26 protein-coding genes are annotated in these 23,139 nt (G+C 40.2%); 11 read left to right on the forward strand and 15 right to left on the reverse strand.

Annotation, left to right across the window (positions count from 1 at the left end; all coding sequences use genetic code 11):
- Window positions 1-294 precede the first annotated feature (294 nt).
- From H4075_RS09360 to H4075_RS09375, 4 genes are all read right to left on the reverse strand, one after another.
- A complete protein-coding gene (locus tag H4075_RS09360) occupies window positions 295-2,196 on the reverse strand; it encodes a DUF3857 domain-containing protein (RefSeq protein WP_182806192.1) in 1,902 nt (633 codons plus the stop codon).
- Window positions 2,193-4,112 carry a DUF3857 domain-containing protein gene (locus tag H4075_RS09365; RefSeq protein ID WP_182806194.1) on the reverse strand — a complete coding sequence of 640 codons (1,920 nt, stop codon included), beginning with the start codon at window positions 4,110-4,112 and terminating at the stop codon, window positions 2,193-2,195. The genes H4075_RS09360 and H4075_RS09365 overlap by 4 nt, the downstream gene beginning before the upstream one ends.
- An 80-nt stretch (window positions 4,113-4,192) precedes the next feature.
- Window positions 4,193-6,118: a DUF3857 domain-containing protein gene (locus H4075_RS09370; protein ID WP_182806196.1), complete on the reverse strand. Its 1,926-nt coding sequence runs from the start codon at window positions 6,116-6,118 to the stop codon at window positions 4,193-4,195.
- 122 nt (window positions 6,119-6,240) lie between these two features.
- The gene (locus H4075_RS09375) at window positions 6,241-6,657 is read right to left on the reverse strand and encodes a nucleoside-diphosphate kinase (protein WP_182806198.1); all 417 of its coding nucleotides are present in this window, start codon (window positions 6,655-6,657) and stop codon (window positions 6,241-6,243) included.
- Between the two features lie 246 nt (window positions 6,658-6,903).
- Between H4075_RS09375 and H4075_RS09380 the strand changes: the two genes are divergently transcribed.
- Together H4075_RS09380 and H4075_RS09385 are read left to right on the forward strand one after the other, a co-directional pair.
- Complete coding sequence (locus tag H4075_RS09380) at window positions 6,904-7,917, forward strand: DHH family phosphoesterase (RefSeq protein ID WP_182806200.1); 1,014 nt, start codon at window positions 6,904-6,906, stop codon at window positions 7,915-7,917.
- A gap of 9 nt (window positions 7,918-7,926) precedes the next feature.
- A complete protein-coding gene (locus H4075_RS09385; RefSeq protein ID WP_182806202.1) occupies window positions 7,927-8,904 on the forward strand; it encodes an FKBP-type peptidyl-prolyl cis-trans isomerase in 978 nt (325 codons plus the stop codon).
- 144 nt (window positions 8,905-9,048) lie between these two features.
- On the opposite strand, the gene folP is transcribed toward H4075_RS09385, so the two are convergent.
- On the reverse strand, window positions 9,049-9,876 hold the full coding sequence (gene folP, locus H4075_RS09390) for a dihydropteroate synthase (protein ID WP_182806203.1): 828 nt from the start codon (window positions 9,874-9,876) through the stop codon (window positions 9,049-9,051).
- Between the two features lie 87 nt (window positions 9,877-9,963).
- Between folP and H4075_RS09395 the strand changes: the two genes are divergently transcribed.
- The 4 genes from H4075_RS09395 (at window position 9,964) to H4075_RS09410 (ending at window position 13,939) form a co-directional block, all read left to right on the forward strand.
- Window positions 9,964-10,512 carry a DUF1599 domain-containing protein gene (locus tag H4075_RS09395; RefSeq protein ID WP_182806205.1) on the forward strand — a complete coding sequence of 183 codons (549 nt, stop codon included), beginning with the start codon at window positions 9,964-9,966 and terminating at the stop codon, window positions 10,510-10,512.
- A 140-nt stretch (window positions 10,513-10,652) separates the two neighbouring features.
- A complete protein-coding gene (locus H4075_RS09400; protein WP_182806206.1) occupies window positions 10,653-11,762 on the forward strand; it encodes a BT_3928 family protein in 1,110 nt (369 codons plus the stop codon).
- A 13-nt stretch (window positions 11,763-11,775) separates the two neighbouring features.
- A complete protein-coding gene (locus H4075_RS09405) occupies window positions 11,776-12,825 on the forward strand; it encodes an ABC transporter permease (RefSeq protein WP_182806208.1) in 1,050 nt (349 codons plus the stop codon).
- A 97-nt stretch (window positions 12,826-12,922) separates the two neighbouring features.
- Window positions 12,923-13,939: a proline iminopeptidase-family hydrolase gene (locus H4075_RS09410; RefSeq protein WP_182806210.1), complete on the forward strand. Its 1,017-nt coding sequence runs from the start codon at window positions 12,923-12,925 to the stop codon at window positions 13,937-13,939.
- A 97-nt stretch (window positions 13,940-14,036) separates the two neighbouring features.
- Here H4075_RS09410 and H4075_RS09415 read toward each other — a convergent pair whose 3' ends face one another.
- From H4075_RS09415 to recF, 3 genes are all read right to left on the reverse strand, one after another.
- Window positions 14,037-14,450: a hypothetical protein gene (locus H4075_RS09415; RefSeq protein ID WP_182806212.1), complete on the reverse strand. Its 414-nt coding sequence runs from the start codon at window positions 14,448-14,450 to the stop codon at window positions 14,037-14,039.
- Window positions 14,451-14,569: 119 nt separating this feature from the next.
- On the reverse strand, window positions 14,570-14,851 hold the full coding sequence (locus H4075_RS09420) for a DUF721 domain-containing protein (RefSeq protein WP_182806214.1): 282 nt from the start codon (window positions 14,849-14,851) through the stop codon (window positions 14,570-14,572).
- 158 nt (window positions 14,852-15,009) lie between these two features.
- Complete coding sequence (gene recF, locus H4075_RS09425; protein WP_182806216.1) at window positions 15,010-16,092, reverse strand: DNA replication/repair protein RecF; 1,083 nt, start codon at window positions 16,090-16,092, stop codon at window positions 15,010-15,012.
- Between the two features lie 134 nt (window positions 16,093-16,226).
- Here recF and H4075_RS09430 point away from each other — a divergent pair, with 134 nt between their 5' ends.
- The 4 genes from H4075_RS09430 to H4075_RS09445 all read left to right on the forward strand — a co-directional run bounded on the left by H4075_RS09430 (window position 16,227) and on the right by H4075_RS09445 (window position 18,274).
- Window positions 16,227-16,520, forward strand: coding sequence for a YtxH domain-containing protein (locus H4075_RS09430; protein WP_182806217.1), 294 nt, complete (start codon window positions 16,227-16,229; stop codon window positions 16,518-16,520).
- 48 nt (window positions 16,521-16,568) lie between these two features.
- On the forward strand, window positions 16,569-17,162 hold the full coding sequence (locus tag H4075_RS09435) for a pyridoxamine 5'-phosphate oxidase family protein (protein ID WP_182806219.1): 594 nt from the start codon (window positions 16,569-16,571) through the stop codon (window positions 17,160-17,162).
- On the forward strand, window positions 17,147-17,662 hold the full coding sequence (locus H4075_RS09440) for a cupin domain-containing protein (RefSeq protein WP_220494922.1): 516 nt from the start codon (window positions 17,147-17,149) through the stop codon (window positions 17,660-17,662). The genes H4075_RS09435 and H4075_RS09440 overlap by 16 nt, the downstream gene beginning before the upstream one ends.
- Window positions 17,663-17,752: 90 nt before the next feature.
- The gene (locus H4075_RS09445; RefSeq protein ID WP_182806221.1) at window positions 17,753-18,274 is read left to right on the forward strand and encodes a CHRD domain-containing protein; all 522 of its coding nucleotides are present in this window, start codon (window positions 17,753-17,755) and stop codon (window positions 18,272-18,274) included.
- A gap of 77 nt (window positions 18,275-18,351) precedes the next feature.
- On the opposite strand, the gene H4075_RS09450 is transcribed toward H4075_RS09445, so the two are convergent.
- The 6 genes from H4075_RS09450 to H4075_RS09475 form a co-directional block, all read right to left on the reverse strand.
- Window positions 18,352-19,089 (reverse strand): carbonic anhydrase family protein, encoded by a 738-nt coding sequence (locus H4075_RS09450; RefSeq protein ID WP_182806223.1) that lies wholly within the window; start codon window positions 19,087-19,089, stop codon window positions 18,352-18,354.
- A gap of 102 nt (window positions 19,090-19,191) precedes the next feature.
- Entirely contained in the window at window positions 19,192-19,770 is a 579-nt protein-coding gene (gene nudK / locus H4075_RS09455) for a GDP-mannose pyrophosphatase NudK (RefSeq protein ID WP_182806225.1), read from the reverse strand.
- Between the two features lie 29 nt (window positions 19,771-19,799).
- Window positions 19,800-20,255: a VOC family protein gene (locus H4075_RS09460; protein WP_182806227.1), complete on the reverse strand. Its 456-nt coding sequence runs from the start codon at window positions 20,253-20,255 to the stop codon at window positions 19,800-19,802.
- 70 nt (window positions 20,256-20,325) lie between these two features.
- Window positions 20,326-20,805: a hypothetical protein gene (locus H4075_RS09465; RefSeq protein WP_182806229.1), complete on the reverse strand. Its 480-nt coding sequence runs from the start codon at window positions 20,803-20,805 to the stop codon at window positions 20,326-20,328.
- Window positions 20,806-20,839: 34 nt separating this feature from the next.
- Window positions 20,840-21,196: a hypothetical protein gene (locus tag H4075_RS09470; RefSeq protein ID WP_182806231.1), complete on the reverse strand. Its 357-nt coding sequence runs from the start codon at window positions 21,194-21,196 to the stop codon at window positions 20,840-20,842.
- Window positions 21,186-21,755, reverse strand: coding sequence for an RNA polymerase sigma factor (locus H4075_RS09475; protein WP_182806232.1), 570 nt, complete (start codon window positions 21,753-21,755; stop codon window positions 21,186-21,188). Before H4075_RS09475 ends, H4075_RS09470 begins: the two co-directional genes overlap by 11 nt.
- A 91-nt stretch (window positions 21,756-21,846) precedes the next feature.
- On the opposite strand from H4075_RS09475, the gene H4075_RS09480 reads away from it, so the two are divergent.
- Window positions 21,847-22,611: a C40 family peptidase gene (locus H4075_RS09480; protein ID WP_182806234.1), complete on the forward strand. Its 765-nt coding sequence runs from the start codon at window positions 21,847-21,849 to the stop codon at window positions 22,609-22,611.
- 114 nt (window positions 22,612-22,725) lie between these two features.
- On the opposite strand, the gene H4075_RS09485 is transcribed toward H4075_RS09480, so the two are convergent.
- Entirely contained in the window at window positions 22,726-23,139 is a 414-nt protein-coding gene (locus H4075_RS09485) for a sulfite exporter TauE/SafE family protein (RefSeq protein ID WP_220494923.1), read from the reverse strand.

The raw sequence follows: 23,139 nt of genomic DNA on the forward strand, positions 1-23,139 counted from the left end.
GTGGGTTTGTAGTACAACCTATCAAAACCCCTGTAAATACAATCATTTCAGCAAAAAAGCGTTATCTTACAACACCTCTTAAACTATTAAAAACCATTTTCTATGAAACGCTTTGAAAAAACAATCCCGTTTTACACACGTAAAGATGTTCCGTTTGCTTTGTTCATTGTATTCTTTTCGTTGGCGCTTATTTTGAGTATCGTAATCACAGCTTATAAATAAGATATTATTCTTTCTAAGGAACCTTTACCAACTGCATACAAGTAAAAGCCCCCGGTTAACGGGGGCTTTCTGTTATCCTTTTTTCAGAACGATCTTTTGTCCTTCATCTTTTTTAATGGCTTCAAAACTGTTGGCCACTTCATTAAACTTATCGGGTGGTACAATGTGTTTGTGCAGCTGCAGTTCAGTAGTAACGCTGAGTTTTGTTTTAGTTTCATTCAGCTGAATGCTGTTCTGGTATTTAATAAAATCGTTCCTGATCTCTTTTACCGGGGGCACAGTTTCTGTTAAGAAGCCTTCAGGCAGTTTGTACGTTATATGATCTGTTTTGATATAAGGATAATCAAACAGGTATTCATGTTTTCTTGTTTCGGCAGGTTTAATGTTTTCGTCATTCAATTTGTACTGACGGAGAGGATAGAAGTGTTTGCTGCCTGCTTTGAAATCATAGAACTGGTTGTATGCTAATTTTATTTCAACCAAATGACCGTCGGCCGAATCAGAAAGAATTTTTACTTCGAGGTCATCGGGTGCCTTGTAACCAAATGCATTGACCAAAGCTCTTTTTGTATCTTCTTTTGTTTGTCCGTTTACATAAGCATCTACATATTGCCAGAATTCACCCGATACAAATAACTTGCTGGTAAGTATTGCAGAGCCGTCTTCAAATAAATCTGCATCGGTAGCAGATATCCATTTGTTGAATATGCTTTTACTGCTTGGTGTTTTAGTCAGTACTCCGCCATTTTCGGTAAGCAACAAGGCATTTCTGTTTTCTGTAAAGTTGCCAAGCATACCAGGCAGAGTTTGTTTGCTTGTACATTCAAGCCAAACAGAATCATTCTTCAATGGAACACAAAGTATAACATGGTTAAAGTTGTTAGAGGCGAAAGTTGGATCAACCGGGTATTCATTGGTGCCGGCATTAATTAATGCAGCATGTGCTTTTATACCTACAGCATTCAGGATGTTTTTCATGTAATGCGTTAAACCTTTGCAATCACCATATTTTTTCTGCTCGGCAAAGGATACCGGGAAAGGTTTAAAGCCACCAATACCAAACTGGATGCTTACATAGCGGAATTCTTTTTGCAGATAGCTGTAAAGGATGGAAATTTTCTCCTGTTCCGTTTGTGCATCTTTGATCAATGATTTGAAAAACTCAACACGTTCAGGTTTGAATGGATTAGTTTCTTCATAAAAAGGGTAGGTCCATTTGCCAAATTCTTTCCAGCTTTCTAATGAGCCGGGAAAGCCATCATAACTGAATTGTGTGGGAGATACATCGATCCATGGCAATGATACACGTGGCCCATATGAACCGGTTTCTTTTGTGGGAACGGGTTTGTTACTTAACTCCCATGTGTACACTGTTTTCTTAGCATCAGTTGTAACAACAGGTTCGCCATTGAAGTTATAAGCTTTGTATTTGACAGGGATAGCAGACCTTACAACAAACCTGCTTTTCTTAAACGATTCTGTTGTGCTTCCAAAATACCAGGACGGGATATCAATGAAGCCGGAACAGTTTAGTTCGTATTCGGTTTCAATGGTGCAAGGCGTGCCGGGCACGGGAAAATCAAGTTCATATAATTTGTCGTCGGATGCCAGTGTAATGCCATCATATGCACCTTCCAGTTTAAAGTCTTTTTTCTTAAAGCGTGATACTTCAATACCAAGTTCGTTGTACACTTTCACCGTTATTTCCTCCAGCTTGCGGAGTTTGTCTACACCAATCCGTACAACTGAATGGTGAAGGCCGGCCTTTGTTAATACTGTTGCAATCGTGTGTGTACGGATGATCATCTTAGACGGCGATTCAATGTCGATCACGTTTTCTTCCAAATGATAAACTGCATCAGCATCTTTCTTTAAGCTGTCGGGCAATGTCAATGAGGAATAGTTCAGGATGGTTTGCGACCATCCATTTACACATACTAAAACAAAGACGAGCAGAGCATTTAGTTTTCTCATGGCTTAGGTATTGTTTTTCTTTTGAATACAATTTGTTCATTCAATATTTCAAACAGTTTAGCATAAAATATTTTGAATTCGGGATATTCATCTGCATAAAAAGTCGGACGTTTTATTTCAAGCGTATAACGCATAGAAATACTGTTTTCATTCCTACTTACAAAACGTTGAAGCGAAATACTGGTATCGGGCATTATCATACGGGTGTTATTTGGCAGTTCTTCCAGTTCAAAGCCTTGCGGGAAACGGAGGGTGGTGAACATATTGTAATACTGGATGTATCCAAATTCAATATCGGTGAAACGTTTGTCGGAAATGAATTCATTCTTCTCCAACTCCATTAGAAAATTGGGAGAGTAAAACATATAATCGCCACTGCTGTTTAAAGTGCCGCTGAATTGTATAACATTTTCAAGTGGCAAACTGTCGATTTTTTGGTTTTTGTATTTCAGTGAATCGAATTTGAAATCGGGATGGGGTGTGGTAAAATAATCCGATAGGTATTTTTTCTCACCCTGCCGTAACGATTTTAAACGTTCGTCTTTGGCATATTCAAATGCAAAAACATTTGCGGTGCCTGCAATTTTTCCGTCATTTGTAATGTCGACCCAAACTGAAGTAGAAAGTTTAAACCGATTTGTTGTGTCGCCAAGTTTTATAAACTGTCCAATTGCTTTGTCAACCAACAAGCCTTCTGTAAACTGAACATCCCAGGGAACCTGTGTAACGGGATTGGTGAAATTGGTAACGTCAATAATATGCGGATTTCCATTTGTTTCGGTGCATACATATACATTGTTAAACTGGTGTAGGAAAGGATAACTGCTGTTCACTTTTCCATTACTTCTGGTACTGACCAAAACCGGGTACGCTTTAAATCCTGCTTCTCTCAAAAGGCTGAGGAGTAGAAGATTCATGTCGGCACTATTGCCATAGTGTTTGTCTAATGCATTTTTTATTCCTTCCTGTACCCATATTGATGTTTTGCCATTCCAGGTTACTTCCCGTTTCACATAGTCTACAATTGTATTCAGGCGATTAATTGGGTTGCTGAGATTTTTTAATTCGTCGGGAAGATTTGTGGTTTTGTAAATATTCTTATTTAGTTGTAGGCCAAAGGATTCGTTTTCTAATATAAGGTATATCAGTTTGCCCCAATTGGTTTCCTGTGATTGTCTTTTAAAGAAACGATGCTGAAAGTCGATACGTTGTAGATAATCTTTTAAGCTGCTCATGAACGGTTCTCTTTCAAGGCCGGGAACATCTTTCATTACAAAGCGCCGTATGTTAGTCTCAGTTGTTTCTTCCACAGGGAGAGTGTGCCGAATATGATAATCAAAAGCAAAGGTTGTGGGTATTTCTACATTGTACTCGCTGTAACGAACCGGATAGGGCCGCTGAAATGCCCAATCTTCAATTCCAAAATAATTACACCTGGTATGCTCGTATCGATATTCAATTATGCTTCCTACTTTTACGTTGGGCATTGAAAATACCATCATCGCAGTATTCTCGTCTATATTTTGAACAAATATTGATTTTTTTTCGAGTTTGGTTTCTTCCAGTTCGCCGTTTGAGTTAAGGTTATAAGTGTATCCTTCAATTGCACGTATGTACTCCTGCTTGTCTTTGCTATAAAATCCAATACGTACGTTGGCGAGTTCCAGCGCTTTTTCATTCAGTATTTTGATACGAATGCGTGGTGTTGTTTCGTTCAGGAAAGTACTACCTGTTGCGTAATAACGCACTTCTGCCATATCAATTAGGTACTCAGCAATGGCCTCTTTATCGTAACTGCATTCTTTTGTAGCAAACTCTTCTTTGTCAATTTTACCGAAAGGTGTAATTTCTTGAGCCGAGGTTTCGTTGTGAAAATTAAGTAAAAGCAACAACGAAATCATACGTGTCATCTTCATAAAAGAAGTGTAATTATGCAGCGCTTGCAACCAGCTGAAATACTGAGCCCAAATAAAAAAAATGTACAAAATGAATTTGGTCATGGTTTGGGCTTAGGTGTTGTTTTTCTTTTGAATACAATTTGCTCGTTCAGCATCTCAAACAGTTTGGCATAGAATGTTTTGAAGTCGAGGTATTCATCTGCATAATAAGTAGGACGTTTTATTTCAAGCGTATAGCGCATAGAAATACTATTCTCATTCTTGCTTACAAAGCGCTGGAGAGAAATACTGGTATCGGGCAAGATCATGCGGATGTTCTTTGGCAGTTCTTCCAATTCAAAACCTTGCGGGAAACGTAGGGTGGTGAACATATTGTAATATTGTATGTATCCAAATTCAATATCAGTAAAGCGTTTGTCTGAAATGAATTCGTTTTTCTCAAGCTCCATTAAAAAATTAGGAGAGTAAAAAAGATAATCTCCACTTCCTGAAAGAGTGCCTTGAAACTGCACAAGGTTTTCCAGGGGCAGGCTGTCATTCTTTTCATTCTTATACGTAAGTGAATCGAATTTAAATTCAGGATGTGGTTTGGTGAAGTATTCTTCCAGGTAATTTTTTTCTCCTTTGCGTAAGGTAGCAAGCCGTTCATTTTTTGCATACTCATAGGCAACAATATTGGCGCTTCCGTTTACTTTTCCATCGGGTGTAATTTCTCCAAGAATAGAAGCCACTAACCTGAAACGATGTTTCACATCACCTAATGGTATAAACTGTGCGAGTTCCTGGTCAACAAGAAAGCCTTCTGTAAACTGCACATCCCATGGTATTAAAAACGGAGGGTTGCTGTAATTGGTGGCATCAATTACATAAGGAGTTTGGTTGATCTCTGCATACACATACACATCATTGAACTGGTAAAGGAACGGATAGGTTGCATTTACTTTTCCATTGTTTCTTGTGCTGACTAAAACAGGATAGGATTTTAATCCTGCATCACGAAGTAAACTGACCAGCAGCAGATTCATATCAGCACTATTGCCGCTGTGTTTATCAACAGCATTCTTAATGCCTTCATCGGTCCATATGGATGATTTGCCATTCCATGTTACTTCTTTCTTTACGTAATTAAGAATGGTGATGAGTTTTTGATACGGATCTGTAATTGATTTCAGTTCGCCAGGCAGTGCTGTGTTTTTATAAACGTTTTTCTTGATCTGTACTCCAAAACTTTCCGACTCGAGTACTTGTTCAGTTAGTTTGGCCCAGGTGGTCATTCTCGGCTGGCCGTTAATTGATCTTAACTGAAAATCGATGCGTTGCAAATAATCTTTCGAACTACTCATGAAAGGTTCCCTGTCAAGACTGGGAATATTGGTCATGATGAATCGCTTGGTGGCATTGATACCTTCTGTTGTTTCTTTTACAGGCAATGATCGTTTGATCATGTAAGTAAACTCAAGCTCTTTAGGGATTTCAACATTGTATTCACTGTAACGAACGGGATAAGGACGTTGAAATACCCAGTCTTCAATTTCAATATAGTTGCGTTTACTGTCTTCGTAACGGTATTCAATGATGCTGCCCACTTTTACATTCGGCATAGTGAATACCATCATCTCAGATTCGCTTCCGAGTTTTTGCTCCATCACCGATTTCTTTTCAAGCTTGGTTACTTCCACTTCACCACTTGCATTTAAGTTAAACGTTTGTCCCTCGATGTTGCGGATGCGTTGACGATTGCCAACACTATAATAAGGAAGACGCACATTTGCAAGTTCAATTGCTTTTTCATTAAGGATCTTAATGCGGATGCGTGTGGTGGTTTCGTTTACAAAATCAGATGATGTAAAGTAGTAGCGTACTTCTGCAACATCGAGCAAATACTCAGCAGTTGCTTCTTTATCGTAACTGCATTCTTTTGTTTTAAATTCTTCTTTGTCAATTTTTCCGAATGATGGAAGTTTTTGGGCTGAGGTTTGCGTGTGGAGGGTTATTAACAGCAGCAATACAATGATGCTTTTCATGTAGATTGTTTTAGGATATACAATTATAAAAAACAATTGCTATTAAACTCTGTATCCGCATAAAAAAATTCCCTCTTATTTCTAATGAATAAGAGGGAATACTTAGCTTGAAAAATGAGCGATCAATACTGCTCTAGTCCACTGAAGAAAAAGCTTCCTTCAATTTTTGCATTATCATCACTGTCACTTCCATGCACTGCATTTTCACCAACTGATGCGGCATATAATTTTCTGATGGTTCCTTCATCTGCTTTTGCAGGATCTGTTGCGCCAATAAGTGTGCGGAAATCAGAAACAGCATTGTCTTTTTCAAGAATAGCTGCGATGATGACACCACTGCTCATAAACTCAACTAACTCTCCGTAGAATGGACGCTCTTTGTGAACAGCATAAAAAGCACCTGCTGTTTCAGCAGTAAGTTTTGTTTGCTTAAGCGCTACGATGCGGAAACCTGCTTTAATAATTTTGTCTAAAATAGCACCGGCATGACCGTTCTTCATTGCATCGGGCTTGATCATTGTAAACGTACGATTGCTCATTGTATTCTTGTTTTTTGCGCCGCAAAGATAAGGGAGAAGGGGCAAGGCACAAGACTGAGGAAGAAAGGCACAAGAAGAAAATCCAAGAAACAAAATCCAAAACCCAAGAAACAAAACCCAATTTCCAAGGTAGTTAAATGCAAAAAGTAGAGATGGTAAAATTTAAACTGCTTCAAACCCGTAACCTTTAACCCATAACTCTTAACCCATAACTTAGCCATTTCCCCTACATTTGCAACCGCCGTTATGCAAGCAATCAACGAATTATACCCTTTACTGCTCACGCCTGCAAAGGTGGTTATTACAACTCATCAGAAACCTGATCCCGATGCGATGGGCTCTTCGCTGGGTTTATATCATTTACTGGTTCAGCTTGGTCACCAGGTGCAGGTGATCTCCCCAACTAACTGGGCTGCGTTCCTCGACTGGATGCCCGGCTCTGAGAAAGTGCTTAATTACGAAATAACCATTGATAAGAGTAATACAATAATAAATGAGGCAGATTGGATCTTTTGCCTCGATTTCAATGCTTTGAACCGTTTGAAACGGATGGGTACAGTGGTGGGCGAGGCGAAAGGCCAACGGGTACTCATCGACCATCATCGTGAACCGCAGACCGAAGTATTTGCTTACGGGGTAAGTGATGTAACCAAGAGTTCAACCTGTGAGATGATGTACGATTTTATCGTAAAAAGTGGTCATGCCGATAAGCTGAACATGGATATGATGCAGTGCCTTTACGCCGGTTTAATTGGCGATACAGGCAGCTTCCGTTTTGCATCGGCCAGCGCTTCGGTATTTGAAATTGTGGCCGATTTTAAGCGACGAGGGCTTGAGCATACTGTGATCCATGAAAATATTTATGATAATTTTCTGGAGAACAGGTTCCGTTTCATCGGGCATGTACTCAGTAACAGGTTAGAGATTGATTACCAGTTAAACACGGCCCTCATCTGGGTTACAAAACAGGACCTGCTCCGTTACCAGATAAAAACCGGCGACACTGAAGGGCTCGTAAATTACCCGCTTGGCATCCAGGGCATAAAATTGGCCTGTATTGTGATAGACAGGGACGAAAAAAGAAAATGGAGCTTCCGCAGCAAAGGTGACTTTGATTGTAATACTTTTGCCCGCACCCATTTTAACGGTGGAGGGCATTTCAATGCGGCCGGTGGCGAAACCGACGATAGCCTTGATACAACCCTCAAACATTTTAAAGAAGTGATTCATAATTATAAATCGCAGTTAGAAACGTTTTAAAAACAAACAATGAAGACAATTCAATCAATTTTTGTAGCCCTGCTGGCAGTAACTGTGCTGGCGAGTTGCGGTGGCGGTTCTTTTAAAAAGACAAAAGGCGGCTTGCTGTATAAAATCATTCCCGGAAGCAAAGGGAAAAAAGTATCTGCCGGTAAATTCTTCGAATTACAGTTTGGTGAAACCCGTTACAAGGGTAGTGACAAGGATACATTGCTTTCTGATCCTGCAAATGTTGGCAGCCAGATCGTTCCTTTTGATTCTGCCACATTACCTCCTGACTATTATGCCATCTTCGCTGCAATGTCAAAAGGTGATAGCGTGATCATCCGTCAGTCAACTGATAGTATCATTAAACAAAGCCAGGGCCAGGGATTACCTCCTTTTATTAAGAAAGGTGCCTTCATTGTAAGTACATTTAAAGTCCTTGATGTATTGGATACAAAAGAAGATGCGGACAAAGCAAATCTTGCGATCATGGAAAGAGCAAGAACAAGAGATTCGATCCGTGCAATTGAGCAAATCAAAAAAGATGACAAGGTTATCGCAGATCATCTTGCTAAAAACAACATCACTGCAACCAAAACTGCAAAGGGTGTATATGTGACTATCTCAAACCCGGGTGCTGCTGTAAAAGCTGCAGACGGACAGCAGGTTTCTGTTAAATACACAGGCATGAGTTTAGAGGGCACTAAGTTCGATTCAAATGTTGATTCAACGTTTGGTCACCTCGATCCTTATACATTTGTATTGGGTAGTGTGCCTCCCGGCAGTATTGCAGGTTTTGAAGATGCCATCAAACAAATTGGGAAAGGTGGTAAGCTGAAAGCTTATATCCCTTCTGCATTGGCTTATGGCGCTCAAGGTTCACCTCCCAGAATTAAAGCAAACGAAAGCCTGGTATTTGAAATTGAGTTGATCGATGTGACAACTCCTAAGCCAGCGGCTCCGCCAACAGCTCCGGGTGGTAATCCAAACGGACAGCAATAAGAAAATAATTGACCGATAAGAAAAAAGGAAACAGCTTGACTGTTTCCTTTTTTTATGTCCTGAATTTATCCGTTTGAAATTTAGTTTGAAACGCTGCCTTGGTCGGTGTCTTCACCGATCATTTATTAGATCAATAGCCCAAGGTTATGCTTTCGTGTACGCTTCAAAAAGTTTGATGGTTTCCATTGCTTCTTTTACATCATGTACACGAAGTATACTCGCTCCTTTTGTAAGCGCAAGCGTATTTAATACCGTTGTTCCATTCAATGCTTCTTCGGGTGTAACCTGTAATGTTTTCCAGATGGTTGATTTGCGGCTGAGACCTGCAAGTATGGGCACATGAAAGATCTGTAAAGCCTCCATGGTTTTCAGCAATTGAAAATTGTGTGTAATGGTTTTGCCGAAACCAAAACCCGGATCGAGAATCAGATCAACAATGCCTGCTGCTTTGCATGCCGTTGTTTTCTGTATAAAATAATCAACCACTTCTCTCGTGATGTTTTCATACGAGGGGTTTTGCTGCATCGTGTTGGGTGTGCCTTGCATATGCATGGCAATGAATGGAACTTTCAGTGATGCAACAGTTGAAAGCATAGAAGCATCCAGTTCACCTGCACTGATGTCGTTTACGATATCAATGCCTGTTGTAACAGTTTCTTTTGCCACTTTTGCATGGTAGGTATCAATAGAAAGAAAGACAGATGGGAATTCTTTTTTAATAGCTTCAATTGCCGGTAACACACGTTTCAATTCTTCATCAGCAGTTAGGCGATCGCTGCCGGGCCGGGTGCTTTGTCCGCCAATATCAAGTATAGTAGCGCCTTCACTGATCATTTGCTCTGCCTTCGTTAGTACTTCACTTTGCTCGATACGGCTGCCGCTGTAAAACGAATCGGGTGTAATGTTGAGAATACCCATTGCCACCGGTTTATCCAGCACCAATAATCTTCCTTTGCAGTTGAGTGTGTACATTGTATTTTTGGGAACTTAGCTGATATTTCGTCAACGTCAGATAACGATAAGTTCAGCACGAATTAACGAAACAATTTTCAACCGTTCATGAATACGATCGAGCAATATACGCAGGCAGTCAATCAGTGCAGGGATATCTTTAAGAAAAAGACGAGTGATTATGGCACTTCATGGCGGGTTTACCGAACAATCTCTATTGTTGATCAGATCTATATCAAAGCAAAACGTATCCGCACCATACAGGAAAAACAGGAACAGAAGATCGGTGATACCATTGCTTCTGAATTTAAAGGTATCCTGAACTATGCAGTGATGGGTTTGATACAACTTGAATTGCCGCAAAGTGAAAATGATGAGTTGTCCGTTGAAAAAGTAATGGAGTTGTACAACGATAAGATCACAAAGGCACAATTGCTCATGCTCGATAAGAATCATGATTATGGTGAAGCTTGGCGGGAGATGAGCCAGGAAAGTTTTGTTGATCTGATGCTAGCCAAACTGCAACGCATCCGCCAGATATTACAGAACGACGGTAAGACATTGGTGAGTGAGGGAATTGATGCCAATTATTATGATATTATCAACTATGCAGTCTTTGGTTTGATTTTGATTGAAGAAGGAACGCATAAGGGGTGATGTCGGATTTCTGATGGAGGATGTATGATTTGGGATTTTAGATTTCAGATTGACGATTGCAGATTTGGTTTTGCTTATTGCCAATTGACTATTGCCTATTCACAATTCACCATTGACCATTCACCACAACAATTCACAACATGAATAAATCGCTTACACTTTCCCGTTGGTTCGTTGGTATCCTCTTTATCTTTTCCGGTTTGGTAAAAGCAAATGATCCGTTGGGGTTAAGCTATAAGATGCAGGAGTTTTTTGAAGCCTGGGGAGTGCAGGGCTTTCATGATTATACCTTAACACTTTCGGTGTTGATGAATGCGTTTGAGATCATTGCAGGTGTGGCAGTGATCATTGGCTGGCGAATGAAAATGTTTAGTTGGCTGTTGTTGCTGCTCATCATCTTTTTTACGTTCCTCACCGGTTATGCATGGCTGGCAAAAAATGCAGACGGCACAGCTAAGTTTGCGTCCTGCGGTTGCTTTGGTGATTGTTTGCCGTTAACACCACAGCAATCTTTTCTGAAAGATCTGTTGCTTCTTGTGTTGATCGGATTTATTTTCAAATACCGTCACTCAATAAAACCACTATTTAAAAAAGAACTGATCAATGCATTTCTCATTTTTGATGCAGCAGTGCTTGCTTTTGTATTTCAATGGTACACGTTAAAGTATTTGCCGGTTGTTGATTGTCTGCCGTTCAAAAAGGGAAATAATATTGTTGAGTTGCGAAAGCTCCCGGCTGATGCAGTGCCTGATAAATACGAATATGAATTTGTGTATGAGAAAGATGGTAAGCAACAATCCTTCTCAATGAAAAGTTTGCCCGACAGTACCTGGAAGTTTGTCGATCGCAAGCAAACGTTGGTGGCAAAAGGAAAGAACAATGAACCAAAGATTAAAGACTTTGATTTAAAAACGCCTGATGGCGCAGATATCTCTTCTGAAATACTGGAGCAGAAAGGGACGTATTATTTATTATTCCTTCAGAATTTCAATAAGCTCAGTACAAGTGATGCATGGGTGAAACAAATGAGCAAGCTGGGAAAAAGTCAAAAGCTGATCATTGTTACAAGCGTGCCCGACATTGCAAAAGATTTTCTTGCATCAGATATTATTCTCAGCCAGATGCAGTTGATCACCTGCGATGTAACGGCTATTAAAACGGCTGCACGTGCAGTGCCAACTTTGTATAAAATGAATGGTCCCGTAGTAGAAGGAAAATGGAGCGCTGCAAATTTTGATCAGGTAAAATAAACCCGCCACTAATTTGGGAACTTATTTTCTTCGAAAACTTTTTTATGGCTTGCTCGTATTAATGGGCGTGGTTACAGTTGTGTTCTGGATGTTCCAGGGTTTTGGTGACCCCGCACGGTTGGTGATGGGTCAAACAGGCGACAGCGCAACCATCGCCAATATCAAAAAGGAATTGTACCTCGATCAACCAAAATGGAAACAGTTTGCTTTGTATGTGAACGATGTGTCACCCATTGCTGTTCATAGTAAAGAAGAGATTGAAAAGAAACAGTTGAAAGGGGTGTTCATTGGCGGCGAAAAGAAGTTGGCTGTTAAATGGCCTTACTTGCGAAGAAGTTATCAAACAAAAAAACAGGTTGGTGAAATACTAATGGAAGCTTTACCCGGCACCATCATGCTGGCCCTGGCAGCAATGATACTCGCAACAGTGCTAGGAGTATTTTTGGGAGTGATTGCTGCTGTAAGGAAAGATACCTGGATGGATACTTCTGCTGTGTTCAGCAGTATCATCGGCATTTCTGCACCATCATTCTTCATGGGTATTTTAATTGCTTATTTTTTTGGTTTTGTGCTGAGCAAATACACAGGCCTGAACATGACCGGTAGCTGGTTTGATATTGATGTGCAAACAGGCGAACATTATTACACCTTGCAAAATCTCATCTTGCCTGCATTAACTTTAGGTATTCGTCCATTAGCGATCATAACACAACTTACACGTAGCTCCATGCTTGATGTGTTGAACCAGGATTATGTGCGAACAGCGTATGCAAAAGGATTAAGCCGACGAACAGTTATCTGGAAACATGCGTTGCGTAATGCATTGAATCCTGTCATTACTGCTGTTACGGGTTGGTTCGCCGAACTGTTGGCAGGTGCTTTCTTTGTTGAATACATTTTCGGCTGGAAAGGTGTCGGCAAAGTAACGGTTGATGCACTGGAGAAATTAGATTACCCCGTTGTAATGGGCAGTGTGCTCTTAAGTGCTTTTATTTTTGTGTTGATCAACATTCTTGCCGATCTGTTGTATGGTATGGTTGATCCGAGGGTGAGAGTGGGGTAGAAGTACAAAGTGGAAAGTGCGAAGTTGGAAGTACGAAGTACATACAGTCCGACGCCCTCGTCTGACGGATTCAATTAAACAAATAAACCAAATCAATATGCGACTGCTTATTTTTTTACTGTTCGGGTTCGTATTATTTTCCTGCAAGGAAAAGCAAACTGTTCCAACCGTTGCTGATTACTATAATTATGGTGACAGTGGTGTGCAATCAGCCGGAATAAAAATGATCCCCATTAAAACACCTGTTGGTGAGTTTAAAGTTTGGACGAAGCGGTTTGGTAATAATCCCCGCATCAAAATATTATTACTGCACGGTGGTCCTGCAATGACACATGAATACATGGAGTGCTTTGAAAGTTTTTTTCCAAAAGAAGGATTTGAGTTTTATGAGTATGATCAATTGGGTTCTTACTACAGTGATCAACCTAAAGACAGCAGCTTGTGGACCACAGAACGTTTTGTTGAAGAGGTGGAACAGGTGCGACAGGCAATTGGAGCTGACAGCAGTAACTTCTATGTACTTGGTAATTCATGGGGCGGTATACTTGCCATGGAATATGCACTCAAGTATCAGCAACACCTGAAGGGATTGCTGGTTGCAAACATGATGGCCAGTGCGCCGGAGTACGGCAAGTATGCACAGGAAGTATTAGCCAAGCAGATGGATTCATCTGTGCTTGCAGAAATCAGAGCTATTGAAGCAAAAAAAGATTTCTCTAATCCACGATACATGGAATTGTTGTTGCCGCATTTTTATAAACAACATTTGTGCAGATTGGAAGAATGGCCCGATGGGTTTAACCGAACCATGAAACATGTGAATGGTGAAATTTATACGTTGATGCAGGGACCAAGTGAGTTTGGTGTAGGTGGTCGTTTAGTAAACTGGGATATTAAAGCAAGATTAAAAGAAATAAAAGTGCCAACGCTCATGATTGGTGCAAAACATGATACGATGGATCCTGCTGCTATGGAAGAACAAAGTAAACTGGTGCAGAAAGGTCGTTATCTCTATTGCCCTAATGGAAGTCATTTAGCTATGTGGGATGATCAGCGGGTGTTTATGACCGGTGTGATCGATTTTATTAAAGATGTAGACGAGGGGAAATTTTAATCGCTTCTAAAAAAAACAAGAGCTGCCTGAAAAGGCGGCTCTTTTAACGATTAACAGCTGACCGAAATATTGCACAGCCAGTATTTTTAAGATGGACTTACATCCATTTTACGAGAAAGAGGTTAAACTCATCTCTTAATTCATTGATCACTTTTTCAAAGCTTTCAAATTCGTCTTTAATTTTTTTGTGTTCTGCCACCTGTTGCGATTCGACACGACCTACATGTTCTTTCAGATCAAGCATTGCTTTGTGGGCATGTTCATTAATGTTGTGGCGTAATTCATCGATGCTGTTTCGCTGAATGATAAATTGATTTTGAAAATGCTCAACGCCTTTCATTGTATCAATCCCTGTGTTCTTTTGCGCAACTTCGGCTAAACGGTTCTCGAGAATATCAAGTTCATTATCATAAAAATCAACTGCCTTTAACCAATCCTGGTGTTCGGCTACAAGATGTGGGACTGCTGTATAGCTCATGGTATTCAGTTTTATATTTTGTTTCTGAAGCATGTTAACATGCCAAAGTTTCCTGAATACGATCAGTTAAAATATGATGAAAGTCAGCGAAAAGAATGAGAGTTTTCAGGATTGGTTTGAATACCTGAGGCGTGGACCGACCTGGCTTTAAGTTACTTAATGATCACTTCTTTTACCGCATGTTCATTAAACAGTTCATTAATGCGGTTACGTATTTTTTCTTTTTGAAAAAGGAGTTCCTGCTTTAGCGGAGCTACACTTGTGGTAATAATGAGTTGCTGGTTAATAAGTTTAATGTCGTCGGTATATTTCCCAATCGTGTTGCCCATGAGTTCGGCCCACACATCTTTTATCTCCAATGCACGCACTCTTTGCTTGAGTTTACTCTGTTTGAGAAACTGTTCCATTGCTTCCTGTATACTCATTTCAGCCATGCAGCGAAGGTAATTTAAATTGCTGAGTAGTTAGTGGTTAAGGGTGAGTGGAGAATGAGTAATTGGTAATTAGGAATTCGGAAAAGACAAAAGAATAAGACACAAGACCTGTGCCGGGCCCATCAACTTAGAACTTCAGAACTCAGAACTTTCTTGTTCTACGAAAGTTCAATCAACTGCACCTTTTTGCCCAAGGCTTCAAAAGCAGCAATGATCCTGTCGGGGTGGGGGTCTGTTAAGAATACCTGTCCGCCGAATTGTGTGCATACATAATCCAATAAATTGTGCATCCGGATAGCATCCAGTTTTTCAAACACATCATCCAATAAAAGAAGTGGAGCAAAACCCTTCTGTTCTTTCAATACTTCAGCTTCTGCAAGTTTTAAACTGAAGAGTAAACTTTTACGCTGCCCCTGCGAAGCTGTTTGTTTAAAACCTTCATCATTCAATGAAAACAAGAGATCATCTTTATGAATACCGGTAGTGCTGCGTTGCAGCAGATAATCTTTCTCTCTCGATTGTTGTAATAAACTTTCAAAGGATTGTTCAAGCAATTTACTTTCATAACTCACTTTTACAGGTTCTGTTTTTCCGGCAATGGTTTGGTAAAACTGTAAAACCTGTTCATTGAAAGCGGGTAGAAAATCTTTTCGTTTTGTGTAAATATAATTTCCGGCATTGAGCAATTGTTCATCCAAAACATCAAGCAACGCATCATTTCTTGTTTGCGATTGGGCACAGCTCTTTAAAAAACTATTTCGCTGCTGAATCACTTTGTTGTAAATGATGAGTTGCTGCAAATAAGTTGCGTCTAACTGTGAAAGCATTGAATCTAAAAATAATCGACGTTCTTCGCTGCCACCAATGATCAGTTCCACATCATCAGGAGCAATCACCACACAGGGATATTTGCCGATATGCTGCGAGAATTTTTCGTAAGGCACAGCATTGCAGGAAATCTCTTTCTTTCCTGTTTCACGCAATACAATATTGATCACAGTCTCCTCTGTTCCTTCATTCATCTGGCCCTCAATCCTGAAACCCTGCAATCCATGTTGCACATTGGCATTGTCGGTCCCTGAAAAATAGCTTTTGGTAAAACACAGGTAATGGATAGCGTCGAGAAGATTTGTTTTGCCGATCCCGTTTGCTCCGGTAACAGCCACGATCATTTCACCAAACGAAAAACGCTGATGGGTATAGTTTTTGAACTGTGTAATGTTGATCGATCTCAGGAACATGGGCTGCAAGATAAGAAGAGGACAGATGTAATGAAGTTTTTTGCAATTGGCTGTTTCATCACAAAAACTTCACCTTCGCTTGCCTTTTTTGTTAGTAACTTGTACAACACCTTTTTTTAAACATAAAACTTACAATGATGGAAGAGAACAAAAGCACCCAGGCAACAGAAAGCGAAAAACAAAGCTGGAAAGACAAGGCTGAAGACACTTTGCAGGATCTGAAAGCGAAAGCATCGGTTTATGCGGAGAAAGCTGAAGATAAACTTGAAGAATTGAAGGACAAAGCCGAAGACAAATTTGAAGAGTTCAAGGATAAGGCCGAAGATGTGGTAGATGATCTGAAAGAAAAAGCATCCGGTCTTTGGGACAAAGTGAAAGATAAGTTTGATGGCGATGATGAACCGGCGAAAAAAAATCCAGGTAATTAAGCTTCCACAGGCTGCAAGAGATTGCAGCCTTTTTTCTTTCTTTGTTTTATGGGCGATCATTTTTTACAATACGACCTGCAGGCAATTGAAGTAAGCTTGTGGGAACTGCTTCTGGAATCAGTAAAATCTTTCAAGGCTCCTTTTCATACAGGTTCAGTGGCTACTGTTTATGAGCAAAGACCGGAAGTACGCACTGTTGTGTTGCGACATGCAGATGCTGAGCAGAAGAAATTGTTTTTTCATACGGATACACGTTCACCCAAAGTGCGACAGTTGCAAATAAATCAGCAATTGAGTTGGCTGTTTTATGATAAGGATATTCGAATGCAACTTCGCTTAGCTGCTGTAGCTGTTATTCATACAAATGATGAAGTGGCGAATGAGGCATGGGAGCAGGCGAGGCTTGCCAGCAGGTTAACTTATACAACATCATCAGCATCGGGTACAATTCTTACTGCACCTGAATTAATTAATCTCAGTCAAACAGATGTAGAGCCCGAATTAATAACAACTGCACGCAATAATTTTTGTGTTGTGGAAACTACCGTTCAGGAAATGGATTGGGTATTGCTGCACCACACAGGTAACCGCAGGGCTTTGTTTAACTATAACACACAACAATTTCAATGGATACAGGTTTAAACTACACTGCAAATGAATTGATCAGCATGTTGCAGCTGGAGCCGCACCCCGAAGGAGGCTTTTACAGTCGAACTTATGCCAGCGATGAACAAATTTCCGCCGCAGTTTTGCCCGCAAGGTTTGGTGCCAATCGCTCGATCTCCACAGCTATTTATTTTTTGCTGGAGGGGAAAGATTATTCAGCGTTCCATCGTATCAAGAGCGATGAGCTTTGGCATTTTTATGCAGGTGGCGGCTTGCATATTTATGTTATTCATCCCGATGGAAGGGGAGAAGTATTGTTACTGGGGAATGGTCTTGCCAATGGTTATCGTTTTCAGCATGTAGTAAAAGCAGGTTGCTGGTTTGCATCGAAGCCAGCAACTGAGAACAGTTTTTCATTAGTGGGTTGCACGGTAGCTCCCGGTTTTGATTTTGATGATTTTGAAATGGCAAAAGAAGTTGAATTGTTGAACTTATTTCCTCAACACAGACAATGGATTAAACAGTTGTGCAGATAAGGCTTTCTAAAAGTGTTTTCCCTCTTTTTATTTCTCAGAAAGACAACCGTACCCTGAGTATAATCGTTAGTATATCAAACAAACATTTTTATGAGAAAGCAATTTCAACAAACCGCCTTTTTGCTGGGCATAACGATTGCCTTAGCCTCCTGCTCAAAGTATTCAAATGAAATGACAGAAAATCAGAGCCGTCTTTCTGAAAAGCAAAATGAATTTTCAGCAACAATGCCTGCCTCTCAAAGCAGCGATGACGTTATCGTTTTTACCCAGGTTGTTCAACTTGAAGGCAGCCAGGAAGTGCCTGCAGTAGATACCGATACAAAGGGTATTGCCATTTTACGTGTATCAAAAAGTAAGAAACTTTATTCGAAAATTATTATCCAGAAACTTGCAGATGGTGATGCGCTTCGTTTTGCACATGTACACATGGGTGCCAGAGGTGCAAATGGTCCGGTTCGTATTGGTTTGGCTGATAATGCGTCGCAGTTTGGAATTAACAGAACCATACAGCTTACCGACGCTCAATTTACGTTACTTACTGAAGGTGCATGCTATGTTAATGCGCATTCCAATTTTTCTCCCGGTGGTATTGTGCGTGGACAGATACGATAAATAGCAGAATGTATTTTTTTGAAAGCTTTTATTATTTCCTTACAGGGAATGATAAAAGCTTTTTCATTTCAGGTGTATTAAAGAAATACTACTTCGCCGGTGTGTAAATTATAATAAGCACCAGCAATTATTATTTCGCCTTGGTCAGCCATTTCTTTTAAAAGGGGACTTTGCTTCCTTATTGTTTCAATTGTGTTTAAAACGTTTTGCTTTGCCACATATTCAACAAAGGCCGGATCTTTTGCTGTTTTCTTTCCGGTGAAATCGGCGCACCGCTCTACTGCCGGTTTTATTTTTGATAACATCGCTGTTATATTCCCCATTTGTACATTATCAATCGCTGCTTTAATTGCACCGCATGATTCATGGCCCAGTACCAATATGAGTTTGGCACCTGCTACTTTGCAACCAAACTCCATACTGCCCAGCAGATCTTCATTCACAAAATTACCGGCAACTCTGCCTACAAACAGATCGCCGATGCCTTTATCAAATACATCTTCTACCGGTACACGGCTATCTAAACAAGAAAGAATAACTGCTTTTGGATATTGCCCTTGCGAAGCATCACGCACCATCGCCGAATGATCACGTGCTGTAAGATCTTGATGTGCGTAACGGTAATTGCCATCCTTCAAACTCTTTAATACCTGTTCAGGTGTTAACGCCTTTTGTTCGTCGGCCGAAAGTACTTTTTCAACTAATGGTTTGGGTATTTCTGCTTCCGTTTTCTTTGTTGCAGTTGATTGATTGCAGGAAGTTGAACATAGAAGCAAACCTGTTGCAAAAACAATAGTAAAAATTATACGAAGCATTGAACAAGCAATTAAATGTTGGGTAATAGCTGAAGTTAATTCTTTTTTTGGATGGAAGTAAACGCTGACTTCAGTTGCATTACTGCTATTTGAGATTGATCCTTATAAAATATTCTTCAACTGAAGATATTGCAACAGCATGATCGTTTTCGCATCTTTTATTTCACCTGTTTCAATCATGCGGATAGCTTTTTCAAAAGGAAGTTCCAGTACTTCAATGTTTTCCTGTTCGTGTTCAACACCACCGCCTTCAGCAATTTTCATTTGCGGTTCGTAGGCCGCAATAAACAGGTAGAGAATTTCTGTAACTGATCCGGGTGACATATATGCCTCGTACACTTTTTTGATCTCTGTTACTTGGTAACCGGTTTCTTCTTCCGTTTCACGACGTATGCAATCTTCGGGATTGTCTTTGTCTAACAAACCAGCGCACACTTCAATCAGCATGCCTGTTTCATTGCCGTTGATATAAGTAGGCAAACGGAATTGTTGTGTAAGTATGACTGTTTTTTGCTGCAGGTTGTACAATAAAATTGCAGCACCATTACCACGGTCGTAAGCTTCCCGTTGCTGTACCTGTGTGCTGCCATCTTTCTTCCGATACTCATAGGTTACTTTCTTTAAAGTATACCAGTTATTTGAAAGAATTTCGGTTTTCAGAATATTGATATTGCTGTTCATAGTTTGATGAAGTAAGGTTGTGACCGTTGTTATTGCATTGCTACATTATTTACTTCTATCCAGTAGCCATCAAGGTCCTGAAAAAATATTTGTTTGATGCCATCAGCACGTATGTTCACCGTATTTGGTTTGCCCGGCCAATCGCTATAAGGAATTTTTAATCGTTTGAGGTTTTCAAGGAATGCATCAAAGTTTCCGCTGGTTAAACCAACATGAATGGCCTTATTGGTAACTATCGGTTCTTTAATAACAGAAATGAGATGTAATTCTCTGTCATCACTCAAAGCAAACCAACGGATGCCTTCAATCGCTGAACGATTGGTGATTTCCTTTAAGCGCAATACTTCTTTATAAAAAGCTGCTGAGCGGTTTACATCTTTCACTGATAATGCGAGGTGATTAAATGCAAATTTGAAGTAACTGGTATCCTGTGCTTTTAATTGTAAAAACGAGCACAAAAGCAGAATGAGAAAATAATATTTCATGTATTGATAATTTGCAAACGGCGAAAGGTCTACTGAAGATAACGTTTTACAAGCGAAAGATGTCGAGCTTCTATTTTCTTTTTCCAAGCAACATAAACTCTTCAAAGCGATTTGTGATATTGTTCATCATTGACCCGATCAGGAAAACAGTAAACAGTAATATAATTGACAGAACGCCTGCTCTTAAAAGATCTGTACTAAAATCGTGAATAACAAAGTCATATAAATCGTATAAAACAATGCACGTCAGAATATAAAACAAAAGTACAAGGATATAGTTAGGGCGAACAGTTATATCTATTTTGGTGGCTGTATTGTCTGGGGTAAGTTGTCCTTCAAGAAGAACAAACGTTTTAGGTATGCCTCTTGTAAATGCTCCAAGAGTTTGTTTATTCTTAAGTGTAAAGCTGTTATCTTCCTGAATCTTGCCGGTAAGATTTATTGCAACATCATACCAGCTCGACTTTCTTAATGATTTAATTCTCTGCCGCACATCTTCAATGCCTGTATGTGTTTCGTATTTGTGTTTGCGTTGAAAAAGAAAGTTCATTTACGAGAGTAATTTAACTTCAAACTTATTTTCATCACCCGTTCTTCATCTTATAGATCACCAGAAATCCAAGTACGATCAACACAAGTATTAAAAAAGTTGTAACAATAATCAATGATTGATTTGGTACAGGTTTGTGTTTGCGTTTCCTGCGCTGTTGTTGTAATTGAAGGGAGAGTTGTTTATTGAGATCAGCCAACGCATGTTGCATCTTTTTTTCATCGGCCATACGTAAACCTTCTTCCGCATCACTCATCATATCAGACGAAGAAAGTCGTTGCTCAACTGCATTCCGTTCTTCGGGTGTAAGATTTCCGTGCAGGTATTGGAGTAATTCCTGTTCAGTGAGATCGTCACGCTGGTTCAATATGTCGAGCAGGTTATCGGCCATTGTTCTGTTGTTTCAGCAAAATCATTTTCAAGTTACGTTTTCCATTCTGAATATAGCTTTTCACCTGCATTAAGCTGTAGCCGGTGCTGGTGGCAATATCGGTGTAGCTTTGTTTCTGCAGGTAAAATAATTCAATACAGGTTCGTTGCTCCGGTATCAGTTCAGTTACGGCAATGGTTAGCCGCTCCAGTAATTCATCTTTTTGCAAATGCTCGGTGTGGTTCACGTCTTCAGCAGGGGTGGCCATCATCTGTTCACTTAATTCTTTAGGCAATTTACCTTTATCCCGCAGCTGCATCAGGCAATGGTTCTTGGCAACCATATAGATCCAGCTCTTGAAATAATCAACTTTGTATTTACCCAGTTCTTTAATGGCTTTTTCGAAAACCTGTTGCACAGCATCCTTGGCTTCCTCCTCATTCTTCAGATATTTCATACAAACACCAAACAACAACACGGTATAACGTTGCAGCAACTGGCCAAGCCATTTATTATCGCCATCGTGGTAAAAGCGGTTGAGTAATTCCTGGTCGGGTATGGTGGAGTAGGTTGTATTCACAAACAGGTTTGTGAGGTCAAGTTAGTTATTTCTGTTGAAGAGATGCAAGGGCACACAAAATTCCATATATTCATAGAAACGAATTTTGTAAATGAATAACGCCCTTTGTATTGTTCCGGTTGCGCCTGTCCGTAAGGAGCCTCAGCAAGAATCAGAGATCACTTCCCAATTATTATTTGGTGAGGCGGTGGAGTTGCTGGCATCGCATGGCGATTGGGTGGAACTGGTATGTCTGTATGATGGTTACACGGGTTATTGTTTGCGCAACCAGCTTACAGAAGTAAGTGAGACCATTGCCTTGCAGGACCAGGTTGCGTTAGTGAATACATGGAGCGGTGTAATGTTGGTGAACGAGTTGCCTATGCATGTGCCGTTTGGCAGTGCAATTCCCGGTTTGCAAAACGGCGAAGCTATCTGGGGCGATCATCGGATTAAAAGCAGCAGCAAACTTGTAATGGAAGGTGCTTATGTATTTGAGGAAGAAAGCATCAGGCAGGTAGCGTTTGTTTATTTGAATTCAGCTTATCTCTGGGGTGGACGTTCAGTGTTTGGAATAGACTGCAGTGGCTTTGTACAGGGACTCATGCGTTTCTTCGGAAAGAAATTACCACGCAACTCAGCCAACCAGGCAATGGTGGGAGAGGATCTTGGATTTTTACAGGAATCCCGTTGTGGTGATCTTGCTTATTTTGATGACGAAGAAGGAAAGATCATTCATGTTGGGTTGTTGTTGAACGATCATGAAATTATACATGCAGCAGGTAAAGTACGTATCGATAATATTGATGGTGCGGGCATTCTTCATAGTGAAACGGGGGAGCGAACACATCGGTTAAGGATGATCAAGCGGATTTAGTGTACAAGGCAGAAGGCACAAGAAAAACCAAGATACAAGGCAGAAGAAAATCCAAAACCCAAAAAACAAGAGCGAACTCTCAACTTAGAACTTAAGAACTCAGAACTATTTGTATTAAAAACTCTTGATCCAGTTCACAACTGCTTTCTCCCATCCAATCATTTTAAAAGCAGTATAGAATAATAAAATAGCAAATACTTTTTTTACTGTTTCCTGCGGCAAACTCAAACTCCATTTGCTGCCGAAATAACTTCCAACAACAAAACCCAGCGCAAGCAATCCCACCACTTTAAAATCAACATGTCCGGCCTTGTAATAATTGATCATGCCTAATAGTGCAACTGGTAATACCAATAAACCCAGTGAAGTGCCTTGTGCTGTGTGTTGACTAAAACCAAGAAAGTAAACCAATGCCGGCACCACAATCAAGCCGCCACCAACACCTACCATGCCACCGAGTATTCCGGCTGCCAACCCAATGATGAGGACGGCAATAATAATTGTTGTATCCATTTTTTTTGTTTGCAT

It is taken from the genome of Lacibacter sediminis, assembly GCF_014168535.1.
In the GTDB taxonomy this organism is placed as follows: domain Bacteria; phylum Bacteroidota; class Bacteroidia; order Chitinophagales; family Chitinophagaceae; genus Lacibacter; species Lacibacter sediminis.

Excerpts from the sequence above, each read along its gene's own strand:
- H4075_RS09360 (WP_182806192.1), bottom strand. The coding sequence starts at position 2,196 with ATGAGAAAACTAAATGCTCTGCTCGTCTTTGTTTTAGTATGTGTAAAT.
- H4075_RS09365 (WP_182806194.1), bottom strand. The coding sequence starts at position 4,112 with ATGAAGATGACACGTATGATTTCGTTGTTGCTTTTACTTAATTTTCAC.
- H4075_RS09370 (WP_182806196.1), bottom strand. The coding sequence starts at position 6,118 with ATGAAAAGCATCATTGTATTGCTGCTGTTAATAACCCTCCACACGCAA.
- H4075_RS09375 (WP_182806198.1), bottom strand. The coding sequence starts at position 6,657 with ATGAGCAATCGTACGTTTACAATGATCAAGCCCGATGCAATGAAGAAC.
- H4075_RS09380 (WP_182806200.1), top strand. The coding sequence starts at position 6,904 with ATGCAAGCAATCAACGAATTATACCCTTTACTGCTCACGCCTGCAAAG.
- H4075_RS09385 (WP_182806202.1), top strand. The coding sequence starts at position 7,927 with ATGAAGACAATTCAATCAATTTTTGTAGCCCTGCTGGCAGTAACTGTG.
- folP (WP_182806203.1), bottom strand. The coding sequence starts at position 9,876 with ATGTACACACTCAACTGCAAAGGAAGATTATTGGTGCTGGATAAACCG.
- H4075_RS09395 (WP_182806205.1), top strand. The coding sequence starts at position 9,964 with ATGAATACGATCGAGCAATATACGCAGGCAGTCAATCAGTGCAGGGAT.
- H4075_RS09400 (WP_182806206.1), top strand. The coding sequence starts at position 10,653 with ATGAATAAATCGCTTACACTTTCCCGTTGGTTCGTTGGTATCCTCTTT.
- H4075_RS09410 (WP_182806210.1), top strand. The coding sequence starts at position 12,923 with ATGCGACTGCTTATTTTTTTACTGTTCGGGTTCGTATTATTTTCCTGC.
- H4075_RS09415 (WP_182806212.1), bottom strand. The coding sequence starts at position 14,450 with ATGCTTCAGAAACAAAATATAAAACTGAATACCATGAGCTATACAGCA.
- H4075_RS09420 (WP_182806214.1), bottom strand. The coding sequence starts at position 14,851 with ATGGCTGAAATGAGTATACAGGAAGCAATGGAACAGTTTCTCAAACAG.
- recF (WP_182806216.1), bottom strand. The coding sequence starts at position 16,092 with ATGTTCCTGAGATCGATCAACATTACACAGTTCAAAAACTATACCCAT.
- H4075_RS09430 (WP_182806217.1), top strand. The coding sequence starts at position 16,227 with ATGATGGAAGAGAACAAAAGCACCCAGGCAACAGAAAGCGAAAAACAA.
- H4075_RS09435 (WP_182806219.1), top strand. The coding sequence starts at position 16,569 with ATGGGCGATCATTTTTTACAATACGACCTGCAGGCAATTGAAGTAAGC.
- H4075_RS09440 (WP_220494922.1), top strand. The coding sequence starts at position 17,147 with ATGGATACAGGTTTAAACTACACTGCAAATGAATTGATCAGCATGTTG.
- H4075_RS09445 (WP_182806221.1), top strand. The coding sequence starts at position 17,753 with ATGAGAAAGCAATTTCAACAAACCGCCTTTTTGCTGGGCATAACGATT.
- H4075_RS09450 (WP_182806223.1), bottom strand. The coding sequence starts at position 19,089 with ATGCTTCGTATAATTTTTACTATTGTTTTTGCAACAGGTTTGCTTCTA.
- nudK (WP_182806225.1), bottom strand. The coding sequence starts at position 19,770 with ATGAACAGCAATATCAATATTCTGAAAACCGAAATTCTTTCAAATAAC.
- H4075_RS09460 (WP_182806227.1), bottom strand. The coding sequence starts at position 20,255 with ATGAAATATTATTTTCTCATTCTGCTTTTGTGCTCGTTTTTACAATTA.
- H4075_RS09465 (WP_182806229.1), bottom strand. The coding sequence starts at position 20,805 with ATGAACTTTCTTTTTCAACGCAAACACAAATACGAAACACATACAGGC.
- H4075_RS09470 (WP_182806231.1), bottom strand. The coding sequence starts at position 21,196 with ATGGCCGATAACCTGCTCGACATATTGAACCAGCGTGACGATCTCACT.
- H4075_RS09480 (WP_182806234.1), top strand. The coding sequence starts at position 21,847 with ATGAATAACGCCCTTTGTATTGTTCCGGTTGCGCCTGTCCGTAAGGAG.
- H4075_RS09485 (WP_220494923.1), bottom strand. The coding sequence starts at position 23,139 with ATGCAAACAAAAAAAATGGATACAACAATTATTATTGCCGTCCTCATC.